The sequence below is a fragment of the Duganella sp. CF458 genome (assembly GCF_900113115.1).
Taxonomy (GTDB): Bacteria; Pseudomonadota; Gammaproteobacteria; order Burkholderiales; family Burkholderiaceae_D; genus Rugamonas.
The window spans coordinates 1-12,219 of sequence record NZ_FOOF01000007.1; the positions used below are offsets into that span (position 1 = coordinate 1).

Here is a 12,219-nt window from a genome sequence, read left to right on the forward strand (position 1 = left end):
ATACCGAGTTAACTTGGGCGTCTGCGATATAACATCCCTTGTCATTGACTAAGGAAACCCTTCACCGGCGGGGCTTCTTTAGGATTCACTGCGTTTCCATACAGCTTAACAAAATCGACAAAAGTCGCAGCGACCTGGCACGCATCGATTTTGACATATTTGCAACCAACTGGGGAGGGACGCTGAGGACGCAACGGCAGCTTTTGGCCGATTGTGCGCGGTCACGGTTCCCCTCCTGCTTCGAGAGCGCTCGCATTGTCCAAGCCCTTCACGCGCTTGTTGACCATTGGTAGCGAATGAACTGCTCGGGACTGCAAATGACCAGGTGAATTTGGTCCCATGTCGAAAGGATATACGTAGGCCAGTCAACGTGGAGCGGGATATCAATGTGAGCGAAGCGCTTGATGTACTCGCTGGCCTGACGCCTGCCGGAATAGCGGCAGAAAGGGCTCGGCTCGGACAGTGTGGAGGCAGCTTGAACGCCGATAGCGGCTTCGACAAATGCGCCCACATCGGGGTGCGGAAATTTGGACCGGCGAGAGACGTCGATTTCGAGTGACTCCTCGCTTCCAGGATCCTCGAACTCAAACTGATCAATTCGGATCGACAGCATGGCGCTTGTTGGTAAAGGGATTAACGTTTGAATTTACTGACCTTGAACAGTATTGTATACAAGGTTCAACGTCCGCATTTGGCCGTTAGCACTACTTCCACATATAGGAAGCACCCCGAACTAAATTACTAATCGCGGCTTCACTAAGCCAAGAATACCTTGTCCTCAATGCTGCGCTTGCCAATTCCGCGCCGGACTCAAAGCTCGGCTGAATCCAATGGGTAGAAGAGTTGGCCTCCTGCCAAACCTCCTCAACACGAGCGGCATTTTGTCCCGTAAGCCCTTTTGCAGCTAACGTTTCACGAACATAAGTCCACGGCCTGGCCCACTCGGAGAAATTTTCAAGTGCCTCATTGACTTGCTGATTGCTGCTCATGTTTTCGTTCAAACGTATCACGTCCGTCGGCTTCGGCCGCATTCGGCCTGTTAAGGCTTTTGATCCAACGTCCTAGCAAGCAAAGTAGCAGGCCAAAGACTCATGTGCCCACATCCGTCGAACCCAGCTTCAGGACTCAATAGGTTTCCGCGCACTGACACTCGCTTGCCATTTAGCCGGGCGCAAACCTTCGGGTCAAAGGCCAAACTGCCACTTCCAACTTCAAGCCAGATTGAAGAATCATATCCATCTGCTCGTTCAGCCACAGGAAAATGGTAAATCGCAACATCTTCGAAATCGAAGTGCAAAATGCCTTCGATTTCCACATCGCTGTCGCGGAGTTCATCAAGCCTGCTTAGGGCTTCGTTCACTGAAAGTGGTCTTGTATTCATTCTTCGTATGAAAACTAAACGGCAGGTTCTGGCCGTTTGCCGTTGTCTATTTGGCGTACTCTTCACACACACCATTACTAAGACCGAAGTTTAACGCAACTGCATAACTATCCTTCGAGTATCGGGTGATAAGCAGCCCCGTCGAAGTGTTATAGCTTCCGCCATTTAAGGCCCGATCTATGAAGCAAACTTCCAAATCCTCGACTCCGTCGCCATTGACGTCTCTTCGTCCAATCACGTGCAATTCGTAGAGCCAATCCCCTTGGCTTAGGAACACCAAGGAATCATTACTAACCTTGCTCGGTTTAAGTCCGAGGCTTAGAAACGTGCGCTGCGTCGGCATACGACGTGGCCCTAATGAGCTTCGAATGGTGGCCACGTCAAATTCCTGCGCAAGGAACTGGCCCAAATCTTGGGCAGGGAAATAGCTGACCGAAGGAGCTGCCTGCGAAACGCTCATTAGCAGAAAGCCACTCAAGGCGATCAAATGGATTTGGAAGTATCTCGTCAGTCTCATAGAAGTTTGCACCAGAATGCGTCTGCAGTTGGCCGTTACTGCACGTCTCAAGCATTTATGGTTCGATGATCTGGATCGATGCCGAATAGGTGAGAGCCTCGTCAATGAACAAGCGCAGCGCCACCGAGGCAACCTCCCGGTTCACCAGGTGATCGACAAAATAGAATCCGTCCGATTCAACCGCGTAGTTGTAAATCTCAACCATGGCAAGGCGTTCAATTGGACTCGGCAACTTTCTGAGCAATGCTGACGGATTGAAATCCGGCGGCATTGCAAACTTAATTTTGTACTCAGTTCCCACGAACATTGATCCTTCTGATGCTTCAAAAACCCCCGCGACGACTGGTCTTGGCCGTATTGAGTCTCAGCCGCTTACTTCTTTTACGAGTCCGGTGCCGACAACCCGATGCAGCTCCCGGACTTCGAAACTCACCCCCGGCTTGACGAAATCGCGCAGGTGTTCCCAGCTTACAAAGCGAATTTTCGCTTCGATAGTCTCCCCAGGGAAATGCAGAATCTCATCCTGGTATTCATGGAAACCGCTGGCAAGCCAATCAACCTCAGAAAACTTGTGATGAGGAGCGTATCCACTCCTTACCCCTTTGACTTTGGGTTCAGGCACATCATCAGAAAAGGTGATGTCAGCAACGATGTTGTGCATAGATTCCAAGTCCATTTATTGAGAGTCCGCTGGTGGCCGGGACGCGACCGATGTCACATAGGGTAGCATCTTGCTTGCCTGAAAGGCTCACACTTTGTCACCCAGGACGTGGTCCCGCCCCTTTGCGGAAGTTCGCTTTATTAGCGATGTCTTATGGAACCTTGAAACAAATCCAGGCGCCGTCAGCAGGACTTTCAACAGCTACCTGGAACAAGGCGTCGCTGAAGCCATTCAGATGGGCGATAGCTCCCTTTCGTAGGCGATTCCGATACAGATGCTCGTCATCGCAAATAAAGACACTGTCGCTTTGCGTCGTCTTGATCAACCACTCAAGCGCTCCATCTTCCTTGAATACGGAGATTTCAGTAACGCACTCCCACCGAATGTCAAAAGTCACGCTTGGAGTGTAAAGTCGAAATCCACCTTGAAGCATTCTCAATTTAAGGTATGGAATAATCACGGCGCCGGCCAAGAAATATGCTGCCCCCAGAACTCCGAGCACCTTTAAGACGAAATTACCTTGGATAATTCCGCGCTCTTCACCAATCGCAATTGCGATACCACCTACTGCGGCTAGAACTGAGACCAGCCAAAACCTTCGATTCTTTGAACGCGACATTCGTGTGCAATAATTTATTAATTCTAATCAAAACACACCGTCTGGAGATGGCAGGTTACCGCCGGCCTCTCTACGGTCGAGCTGGTCCCGCCCACTGAACTGCCTTCTTTTAGCAAAGAATCCAAAGGCTTCAATTTCGCGATACGCAGGTTTCCTTATATAGCTTCTCGTGTCGTTCAGTAAGCTCCTTCACCCGTTCGATTGATTCTCGAACCTCCTCTGCACTTACCGATTGATGCAAAGTGCGAGGAATATGGAAGCCTTTCGATTGAACTGTGCGAACAAAAAATAGTTCGTCTGCAGAACTTGCCATCTTTGGCGAAAATTTCGGGAAGGGCGCATTTGATTGGATCAAGCGTTTAACCAATTCTGGCATATCTTCGGAGCCGCTAGAATTGGCGACATCTAATTTCGCAAGGTCCCCATTCGACGAAATCGTGACTAAAAACGTAACGAATCCAGATTGAGAGGTTGGTGACTCATCCAGCTTTGCGTTAAGACGCTTGTCGAAATTTTGTGCATAGTCGCGGAAGATCCTGTTGCTATTGGAGCTTAGGTAATGCGTTCGAGGCATGGCCGCGAGTTGATCGCATACCTCTTTCCTTATATCTTCCAGTTCCTTTTTACGCAAGCTCAATTCTGCATTGCGGTCAGATTGCTGTTCTTGCGCCAGAACAGGGAGGCACACCAACGTGCCATATAGAAGTAAAAATACGAGAGAGACTTTTTGCTTTTTCATACACCATCAATTTGAACATTTACCGCCCCGTTAGCGGCAGTCAGCGGCGGCTACTGGCCGCAAACGGCAGGCGTGTTTAGCATTGTAGGATTTCCTCAGCTTGTGCGGATAACCCCTCCATTTGCTCGCCGGCCGTTGGGCTCTCGGACAAACGTTCAAGGTCAGGGCGCTACGCCACAGCAAATTCCGGCGACTGGTCAACGTTACCGACAAGGATAGTCCAGTTGAGCTAAATTTTCCAATGAGGCACCTGTAGCCCGCATTTTTCCGTGACGAAATCCCTATTCCGATTGGAAAGATATTTCAGTAAGCGCTTGAATTGTTTGATGGAATTCGGCGTCGAAGCTTGGCTTGTGATTCCTGTTGTCGTGGGTTCGAGCCCCATCAGCCACCCCACAGAATTCATGAAGAAGGCCTGATAGTTCGCTATCAGGCCTTTTTTGTTTGCGCGTACTTCTCGCCCCAGCGCGCGACCGGTCCCAGCGCAGCATTCAGCTCCGCGCCCAGTTCAGTCGTCGAATACTCGACACGTGGCGGCACCTCGGGGAATACTTCGCGCCGTACGATGCCATCGGCTTCCATTTCCCGCAGTTGCTGAATCAGCATCTTCTCCGTAATGTCGCCCAGCACCCGGCGCAAGCCGCCCGGTCGCACCGGCCCTGCCTGCAGTTCATACAGGATTAGCGCCTTCCATTTGCCGCCAATGACTTCGAAGGCCGGGCCGATACCGCAGTTATAAGGTTTGCTCGCAGCCATTGAATCTCCACAAAACTTACCAAATGGGAAGTACCACACAAAAAAGTAGGTACTTGCCGAGGCTTATGGTACCCCAAGATACAGCAACTCCCACCCACATAAAGGAGTTTGAAAATGAAAAGCATTGCTGTCATTGGCCTAGGCCAGATGGGCTCAACCCTCGCCCAGCTTTTGCTCGACGCTGGCTTTGAGGTGCATGTTTGGAACCGCTCTCCCGGCAAGGCCACTGCCTTGGTCGAAGCCAGCGCGCGCCTTGCCGCGTCGCCTGCGGATGCGGCAGCCCGCGCACAATTCGTCGTGATGTGCGTGCATGATCACGCAGCGGCGATGGAGATCCTTTCGCAGCAAGGGGTTTGGCATGCGCTTGAAGGCAAGGCGCTGCTGCAGTTCACCACCTTCAGCCCGCAGGAAGCTGCGGCGGCTTCCGAGGTGGCGCGCGCACACGGCGTGGCCTACCTTTCCGGCGCCATCCAGGTCGCACCGGAACAGATGGGCAAGCCGGATACCACCATCTTGCTGTCCGGCCCGCGCAACGCGGTCGATGGCGCCAACGCCGTGCTGGCAACCTTTGGCGGCAACGTGGCATGGCTTGGCGAAAGCGCCTCGGCCGCACCCACCATGGACCTGGCGACGCTGTCCTTCGTGTACGGCGCCACGGCCGGATTCCTGCAAGGTGCGGCACTGGCGCAGCGCGAAGGCCTGGACCTGAAGCGCTACGGCGAGATCGTGCACGCCATGTCGCCTTCCTTCGGCGAATTCCTCCAGCATGAAGCCAAGGTGATCGACAGCGGCGATTTCGCCATCTCGCAAAGCCCGCTGTCAATCTCGGTCGACGCCACGCGCCGCATTGATGGCGCAATGCGCGAGGCAGGCCTCGACGATGCACTGCCGGCTGTCATCGCGCAATTGCTGGAACGCGCCGTGGCAAAGGGCTTGGCCGGGGAAGAGCTGGCAGCACTGGTGAAGGTGATCGACGCAACATCCTGAGGTTGGTAATTTTGCATTCCTGAAATATAATTATTTCAGAAAACCTTCCGGGACCCGTGTGGACTTCCAGTCTTTGAATTGCCCGCAATGTGGCGGGGTGCTACCGCGCCAGGCGATATGGCGCACCATCGTGTGCCCGTATTGCACCGCCACTGTCACTCGCTCCGAATCAGTCGTCGACATCGCCCGCTTCCATGAGGCACTGCAGCGTTTCCAGAACGATCCTGCCGGCCAGGATGCCCGCTGCGGCGAACGGCGCTACCGCATCATCCGCCAGTTGTACCAGGGGAGCGGCTCGCGCGTCGTACTGGCGCGGCGCTGCGGGCGACTGGGTGAGCACGTGGTACTCAAATACGCCGACGCTGCAAAGCTGGAGCGCGAGCACGATGTCCTTCGCCAGCTTCAGGCAGCCGAGATTCCCGGCTCCGCCTATTTTTCTCAGCGCCTGCCGGAATCCATCGCACTGGGCCCGGACGGCAACGGCGGCTCAATACTCGTGCTGCGCCACCCACCGGGCTACTGGGGCAGCCTGGCCGAAGTACACCGTCATTACGGCAGCGGGCTCGATGCGCGCCACGTGGTCTGGATGTGGCGCCGCTTGCTCGAAGTACTGGCGCATGCACACACCGTCGGCTGGATCCACGGCAGGGTAAGCCTGGAACACTTGCTGGTACACCCGAGCGACCATGGCGTCTTCCTGGTGGGCTGGTCGGGTGCAAAACGACTTGCCGACCAGTCGCTCGACCTGCTGCAATCGGCCTGGAGCATGCGCGCCCTGCTGGCTGGCCAAAGCAGCGGTGACGATGCTCCGGCAATTCCTGCATCGGTCCCTGCACCGCTGGCGGAAGTCTTGCACCGCGCCTGCTCGGATGGGCACTGGCTGCGGTCGCATTGCGCCTCGGGCCTGCACCATGCAGTCACGCGCGCGGCAGAAGCCGCATTCGGCCCGCCACGCTTCGTTCACTTCCACCCAACACCTTAATCGTATCCAGAGGAGCAAAATGGGACACGGTAACTACTCCTTCTCAGCACACGCCGCCCTGGTCGCCGACCGGGCATCCGCGTCGCGTACCGAAGTATTCCAGCAACGTAACTGCCATCCGCTGATGAACCCAAAGGGCATCAAGATGCGCGAGTCGCGCGACAATGCAGATCACCCGAATTCGTTGGGCATCGTCTTCGCGCTCGACGTCACCGGCTCGATGGGCGATATCCCGCAGCAGCTGGCGACCAAGGAGCTGCCGACGTTCATGCGCCTGCTGATGGCATGCGGCGTCGCCGATCCGCAAATCCAGTTCATGGCGATCGGCGACGCCGTTTCGGACAACGCGCCGCTGCAGGTGGGCCAGTTCGAATCGACTGCGGAACTGATGGACCAGTGGCTCACCTGGAGCTACATCGAAGGCGGTGGCGGCGGCTCGGGCGAAGAGAGCTATGAACTGGCCTTCTACATGGCAGCACAGCACACGGACCTCGATTGCTGGGCCAAGCGCCGCAAGAAAGGCTACCTGTTCGTGACCGGCGATGAGCTGCCCTACCCTGCGATATCACGCCACCAGATTGAAGCCCTGGTTGGCGACCGCCTGGACCAGGATTTGCCGATCGAAGAAGTGATCGCCGCCGCTTCCGAAACCTTCCACCTGTTCTTCCTGATCCCTGACCTGCATCGCCGCCAGCGTTGCGAAGCGCGCTGGCGCGAGCTGCTGGGCGACCACGTGATCTGCATGGAAGATCCGCAAGATGCCTGCGCCGTTGCCGCTTCCATCGTTGCGCTGACCGAAGGTGCCTTGCCGAAGCTGGATGCCTTGCCTGGCGTGCTGTCCGGCGAAGGGATCGATGGCGGCCGCGTTTCCGCCATCGTGCGCAGCCTGCGTCCGTATGCGGCCCTGCTGGATAAGGGCACGGCGCACGATATTCCGGTGTCGTCGCCAGCGGTGGCGATCGGCGAACGTCCATGGTGGAGACGTCTGTTTGGTTGAGGGCAGGATCGTATCGGTCATCGGGCTCGCCTTCGGTGACTGCGGCAAAGGCTTGTTCACGGACTATCTTTGCCGCGCGAAGTCGGCGCACACCGTCGTGCGCTTCAATGGCGGCGCGCAAGCGGGACACAACGTGGTCCTGCCTGACGGCCGCCATCACACTTTCTCGCAATTCGGCGCCGGCACGTTCAATCCCGGCGTCGCGACCGTCCTGTCGGCGCCGGTGGTGGTTCACCCCACTGCCCTGTTGGTCGAGGAAGCGTACCTGCGTCGCGCAGGCGTCAGCGACGCGCTGGATCGCCTGTTCATCGATGCACGCTGCCTCGTCACCACGCCCTACCACGAAGCTGCCGGCCGCCTGCGCGAACGCGCGCGTGGCGCCGCTGCACACGGAAGCTGCGGCGTAGGTTTCGGCGAAACGGTAAGCCACGCGCTGGCCTATCCCGATCAGGCACTCCGCTATGCCGACCTGCTGTATCCCTCGCACGTCCGCGACAAGCTGGAAACCATGCGCCATAGCCTGCGCGCTGCGCTGCCGGAAAGTGCGCTGGCGCTGAATCCGCAAGATGCAGCCATCCTGGACGATGCCGGTTTTGGCCTGCTGTGGCTCGAGCACGCGCAACGCCTCATTGCCAAAGTACCGCCCTCAACGCCCGACCAAATCGCCGCGCAGCTGGCGCGCCCTGGCTGCATCGTGATGGAAGGCGCGCAGGGCATGCTGCTCGACGAATGGCACGGCTTTCACCCGCATACGACGTGGAGCAGCACCGGGCCCGCCGCCTCAGATGCCGCACTGGCTGGATATGGCCTGTCCGAGCGCGTGACGCATCTCGGCGCCATGCGCAGCTACCTCACGCGCCACGGCCAAGGCCCGATGCCGACCGAAGACCAGACCCTCGATGGGTTGGGGGAACCGCATAACGCCGACAGCGGATGGCAAGGCCGCTTCCGCCGCGGCCATCCGGACGCGGTGCTGCTGCGCTACGCATTAGCCGCCGCTGGCCGCATTGACGGCCTGCTGGTCAGTCACTTGGACGCCTTCGACAGCGGGGCCCGCCTGCGCTGGGCCCACAGCTACAAAGTTCACGGCCGCGAAGTCCGCGATCTGCCGCTAGCAGGCAGCCCGGATTTGTCGCACACGGCGGCACTGTGCGAGCTGCTCAACGCCGCAAACCCACATTACGCGGCCACAGCCATCGCCAACGCCGACGCATTCATCCACGAACTGCAAGCCATCGCAAACCTGCCAGTCATCCTCGGCTCGCGCGGCCCGACCTGGCGCGATGTTGCGTCCCCTCCTGGATATAGGGCGTGATCCGACCGCATTGCCGCCTAAGCTGGCGGCATGGATACCTACCCAGTCATTGAATTCCGCCGCTACACCACTGTAGAAGGCGGGCAGGCAGCGTTCTCACGCTATTTCGAAACCCTGTTCCCGGAAGCCTTCCAGCAACTGGGCGCGCTGGCGCTGGGCCAGTTCACGGAGCGCGGCAATCCGAACAGTTTCCTCTGGATGCGCGGCTTCACCAGTTGGGAGCAGCGCGCGGTAGCCAACGCCGCCTTCTACTACGGCCCGGTATGGCGCGAGCACAAGGCCACGCTGAACGGCCTGATGACCGACAGCGACAACGTCCTCCTACTGCGCCCCTTGCGGCCCGGCAGCGGCGTGCCGGTCATGCCAGCCGTCGATCCGGTGATGGAACCGGACGGTGCGCAGGGAGAAGCCGTCGCCATCCTCTGCACCGTGAAGCCCGGACAACTGGACCGATTCGTCGAGCTGGCCGAGCCGGCCTTCGCTGCATGGAACAAAGCCGGCTGGCGCGACGCCGGCATCCTCGTCACGCTCGACATGCCGAACAACTTCCCGCAGCTGCCGGTACGCGGCGACGGCCCGCACCTGGTCTGGCTCGGCATTGCCCCACCTGGCAGCCCGCCAGCGCCGTTGGAAGCACTCACTGACGCCGCGCGCGACCTGTTGCACGAGCCGCCCGAACGCATCCTGCTGCGCCCAACCCATCGTTCGCGACTGCGTTACAACACAAAAATATAAACCACAGCCGTTGTGCTACAGCATTTGTTTTGGAGATAAAATAACCACTCAGAGAAACATTGCGCACATGAAAGAAGTCATGTCTGAGTTGAAAGATCTATCCACGTACAGCAAAGACACCCCGGTAGGCCTGCCCACGGTTGGTGGCCGCGCTGGTGTGTTCGTCCCCACCGACCTGTTCGACCTCGCGGGTTCCGAGAACATCCGCAAGGGCGCAGGCATTGTCGGCTTCGGCAACCCGGACGGTTCGCTGACGATCTACTTTGAAGCCAACCGCTTCGACGACTCCGCCCTGCACAAATGGGAGAACAAGGCGCGCAAGGCCTACGACCGCATGGTCGCCGTGGCGCCGACCGTGTCGAAAGCAAAGATGGATGCCAAGTTCCTGGAACAGGTTGGCTACATCGATGGCGCCGGCATTACGCTGAAAGAGCCGGATCGCCTGAATGACTGGCTGAACCTGTCCAACGCCCTGGATACGGCACCGGAAGCGGCGGTGGTACTTTGGGGTAAAAAATAGCGGACGAGCAATAGTCCTACAAAGGCATCGGCGACTCTCCGATGCCTTTTTTGTTTGCTCTTGATTAAGATGAGATTACATACTTAGGCAGGAGCATTCCATGTCCCACCATCCATTTGCCAGCAGCGCTGCGCTGCTCAGCCTGGTGGCCACCGCAACTTGGCTGCTGTGCTCGGCGGACGTGCTGTCGCACATCCCCCTCTTCTTCCACTGATTACCAGCGACGGCCGCCGCGGTAGCCGTGACGGTGGCGACTCGTGAACAGGAAATCGAAGCCGATTGTCACCGGCGGATACGCGTAGACCGGCGCAGGCGCATAGTAAGGCGCCGGCGCCACGTACACCGGTTGCGGTGCCGCATACACAGGCTGCTGTTCAACATACACCGGCTCGCTCGAATAGGTCACCGGCGCCCCCGAGCGCGCAGCGGTACCGCTCGGCACCGGCGTCACCGACACCGTCCGCCATTCGTATGGATTGCTGGAGGCATAGCGCACCGGCTGTTGGGTGGCGCAACCGGCCAGGCCCAGGGCCAGCACCGGCAAGATCATCAAGGTTTTCATGGCATTCTCCTTCCCAGGATTCAACTATAGGGAAAAATCGGGCGCATGTCGCCGCTTTTACAAATGCTTACCGTGGGCAACTCAAATATACGGAATATCGCATTTGTCGACCGGTTTGCCCGCTGCATCGACGCGCTGGGCGCATAGCTGGTACGTGATCCCATAATCCATATCGACCCGGTACACCTTGCCATATGGCAGGGAAACCGTTTCCTGCAGCACGTGCTGGTAGCTCAGGGCCGGCACGTCGGCCGGCACCGCGATGGAGGTATGGAAATTGCGCCGGCGGCTCTGCTGGCGGCGGTGGACGTCCACATTCAGCGCCAGGTCGAGCGTGACGCCGCCCGGTTCGTAGGTGTAGCGCGTGACGTTGCGCGAGGCCAGCAGCACGCCCCAGGCGCACGGCAAGGCATCCGGACATTGCTTGAGCTGGGCCAGCGGGAAGATTTCCTCGTTATTGCTTAATTCCTGGAGCTGCCAGGCGGTGCGGGTACCGTCCAGCTTGCCGCTGTTCGCGTTCGGCCATGTCATCGAATTAACGACAACAACGTACTGCTTGTTGCGTGCCGGATCATTCGGGTTGCGCCACATGGCACAACCGGATAGCAAAATGCCGGCTAGTGGAATGAGAAACAGAACTTTCATACGGGCTACCCAGACGTGATACCCGCAGATTAACAAAAAACGGCCCGCGAGGGGCCGTTTTTCTTGTACGGGGATACCAGGTCAGTCCAGTTTCCAGGCGTAGTCCACCTTGGTCCAGGTCTCGGCCGGTGCGCCATCCTTGGTGCCAGGCTTGAATTTGCAAGCGCTCAGCGCCTTCAATGCAGCCTTGTCCAGGTTCTTGAAGCCGGACGACTTGTCCAGCTTGGAATCCTTGACCTCGCCGTTGGCGGCCACCAGGAAGGACATGCTCACGGTGCCCTGCTCTTCATTCATCAGGGACGCTTTAGGATACTCAGCCTTGCAATTCTTGGCATCGAACGATGCCGGTACTTCAGCCGCGAAGGCCGAGGCGCCCATTGCGAGCGCTACAGCCATAACACTCAACTTGGTCATCATGATGTTCCCCTACTGAATGAGATAGAAATGAATTACAGGGACCAGACGTAGTCGACCTTGGTCCAGGTCTGGGCTACCGCGCCGTCCTTGGTGCCTGGCTTGAATTTGCAGCCGGTGATGGCCTTGACGGCAGCCTTGTCCAGGTTCTTGAAGCCGCTGGATTTATCCACTTTGGAATCCATCACTTCGCCGGAAGCCGAAACCAGGAAGGACATGGTGACCTGGCCTTGCTCTTCATTCATCAGGGAAGCCTTCGGGTATTCAGCCTTGCAGTTCTTGGCATCGAATACTGCCGGGGTTTCAGCCGCGAATGCGGAGGCGGAAACGATGGATGCTGCGATAAAACCAATCAGACGCTTGTTCATTTCAAATCCCAATCAAAAAAT

Annotated in this window: 19 protein-coding genes; 6 read left to right on the top strand and 13 right to left on the bottom strand. The window is 57.7% G+C overall.

Features of this window, described 5'->3' with window-relative positions; translation table 11 throughout:
- Positions 1 to 268 precede the first annotated feature (268 nt).
- The 9 genes from BM269_RS12000 to BM269_RS12030 all read right to left on the bottom strand — a co-directional run bounded on the left by BM269_RS12000 (position 269) and on the right by BM269_RS12030 (position 4,673).
- Positions 269 to 613: a hypothetical protein gene (locus tag BM269_RS12000; protein WP_090437262.1), complete on the bottom strand. Its 345-nt coding sequence runs from the start codon at positions 611 to 613 to the stop codon at positions 269 to 271.
- A gap of 91 nt (positions 614 to 704) precedes the next feature.
- On the bottom strand, positions 705 to 989 hold the full coding sequence (locus BM269_RS29450) for a hypothetical protein (protein ID WP_170860357.1): 285 nt from the start codon (positions 987 to 989) through the stop codon (positions 705 to 707).
- A 50-nt stretch (positions 990 to 1,039) separates the two neighbouring features.
- The gene (locus tag BM269_RS29045; RefSeq protein WP_139232723.1) at positions 1,040 to 1,381 is read right to left on the bottom strand and encodes a hypothetical protein; all 342 of its coding nucleotides are present in this window, start codon (positions 1,379 to 1,381) and stop codon (positions 1,040 to 1,042) included.
- Positions 1,382 to 1,427: 46 nt separating this feature from the next.
- The gene (locus tag BM269_RS12005) at positions 1,428 to 1,898 is read right to left on the bottom strand and encodes a hypothetical protein (RefSeq protein WP_090437263.1); all 471 of its coding nucleotides are present in this window, start codon (positions 1,896 to 1,898) and stop codon (positions 1,428 to 1,430) included.
- Between the two features lie 55 nt (positions 1,899 to 1,953).
- Positions 1,954 to 2,199, bottom strand: a complete 246-nt coding sequence (locus BM269_RS12010) for a hypothetical protein (RefSeq protein ID WP_090437500.1) — start codon at positions 2,197 to 2,199, stop codon at positions 1,954 to 1,956.
- 63 nt (positions 2,200 to 2,262) lie between these two features.
- On the bottom strand, positions 2,263 to 2,559 hold the full coding sequence (locus BM269_RS12015; protein WP_090437264.1) for a hypothetical protein: 297 nt from the start codon (positions 2,557 to 2,559) through the stop codon (positions 2,263 to 2,265).
- Between the two features lie 151 nt (positions 2,560 to 2,710).
- Positions 2,711 to 3,178, bottom strand: coding sequence for a hypothetical protein (locus BM269_RS12020; RefSeq protein ID WP_090437265.1), 468 nt, complete (start codon positions 3,176 to 3,178; stop codon positions 2,711 to 2,713).
- Positions 3,179 to 3,308: 130 nt separating this feature from the next.
- Entirely contained in the window at positions 3,309 to 3,917 is a 609-nt protein-coding gene (locus tag BM269_RS12025; RefSeq protein ID WP_090437266.1) for a TonB C-terminal domain-containing protein, read from the bottom strand.
- Positions 3,918 to 4,346: 429 nt separating this feature from the next.
- The gene (locus tag BM269_RS12030; protein WP_090437267.1) at positions 4,347 to 4,673 is read right to left on the bottom strand and encodes a winged helix-turn-helix transcriptional regulator; all 327 of its coding nucleotides are present in this window, start codon (positions 4,671 to 4,673) and stop codon (positions 4,347 to 4,349) included.
- A gap of 114 nt (positions 4,674 to 4,787) precedes the next feature.
- Here BM269_RS12030 and BM269_RS12035 point away from each other — a divergent pair, with 114 nt between their 5' ends.
- The 6 genes from BM269_RS12035 to BM269_RS12060 all read left to right on the top strand — a co-directional run bounded on the left by BM269_RS12035 (position 4,788) and on the right by BM269_RS12060 (position 10,209).
- Complete coding sequence (locus tag BM269_RS12035; RefSeq protein WP_090437268.1) at positions 4,788 to 5,660, top strand: NAD(P)-dependent oxidoreductase; 873 nt, start codon at positions 4,788 to 4,790, stop codon at positions 5,658 to 5,660.
- Between the two features lie 97 nt (positions 5,661 to 5,757).
- On the top strand, positions 5,758 to 6,642 hold the full coding sequence (locus tag BM269_RS12040; protein WP_229204615.1) for a serine/threonine-protein kinase: 885 nt from the start codon (positions 5,758 to 5,760) through the stop codon (positions 6,640 to 6,642).
- A 19-nt stretch (positions 6,643 to 6,661) separates the two neighbouring features.
- Positions 6,662 to 7,639 (top strand): VWA domain-containing protein, encoded by a 978-nt coding sequence (locus BM269_RS12045; protein WP_229204616.1) that lies wholly within the window; start codon positions 6,662 to 6,664, stop codon positions 7,637 to 7,639.
- Complete coding sequence (locus tag BM269_RS12050) at positions 7,632 to 8,954, top strand: adenylosuccinate synthetase (protein ID WP_229204617.1); 1,323 nt, start codon at positions 7,632 to 7,634, stop codon at positions 8,952 to 8,954. The genes BM269_RS12045 and BM269_RS12050 overlap by 8 nt, the downstream gene beginning before the upstream one ends.
- Positions 8,955 to 8,984: 30 nt before the next feature.
- Positions 8,985 to 9,689 (top strand): NIPSNAP family protein, encoded by a 705-nt coding sequence (locus tag BM269_RS12055; RefSeq protein ID WP_090437270.1) that lies wholly within the window; start codon positions 8,985 to 8,987, stop codon positions 9,687 to 9,689.
- A gap of 79 nt (positions 9,690 to 9,768) precedes the next feature.
- Positions 9,769 to 10,209, top strand: a complete 441-nt coding sequence (locus BM269_RS12060; RefSeq protein ID WP_229204618.1) for a hypothetical protein — start codon at positions 9,769 to 9,771, stop codon at positions 10,207 to 10,209.
- A 214-nt stretch (positions 10,210 to 10,423) separates the two neighbouring features.
- Here BM269_RS12060 and BM269_RS12065 read toward each other — a convergent pair whose 3' ends face one another.
- The 4 genes from BM269_RS12065 to BM269_RS12080 all read right to left on the bottom strand — a co-directional run bounded on the left by BM269_RS12065 (position 10,424) and on the right by BM269_RS12080 (position 12,198).
- Positions 10,424 to 10,771, bottom strand: a complete 348-nt coding sequence (locus BM269_RS12065; protein ID WP_090437272.1) for a hypothetical protein — start codon at positions 10,769 to 10,771, stop codon at positions 10,424 to 10,426.
- A gap of 81 nt (positions 10,772 to 10,852) precedes the next feature.
- A complete protein-coding gene (locus BM269_RS12070; protein ID WP_090437273.1) occupies positions 10,853 to 11,362 on the bottom strand; it encodes a hypothetical protein in 510 nt (169 codons plus the stop codon).
- 135 nt (positions 11,363 to 11,497) lie between these two features.
- Positions 11,498 to 11,830, bottom strand: a complete 333-nt coding sequence (locus BM269_RS12075) for an energy transducer TonB (protein WP_090437502.1) — start codon at positions 11,828 to 11,830, stop codon at positions 11,498 to 11,500.
- A 35-nt stretch (positions 11,831 to 11,865) separates the two neighbouring features.
- Complete coding sequence (locus tag BM269_RS12080) at positions 11,866 to 12,198, bottom strand: energy transducer TonB (protein ID WP_090437274.1); 333 nt, start codon at positions 12,196 to 12,198, stop codon at positions 11,866 to 11,868.
- Between the last annotated feature and the right edge of the window lie 21 nt (positions 12,199 to 12,219).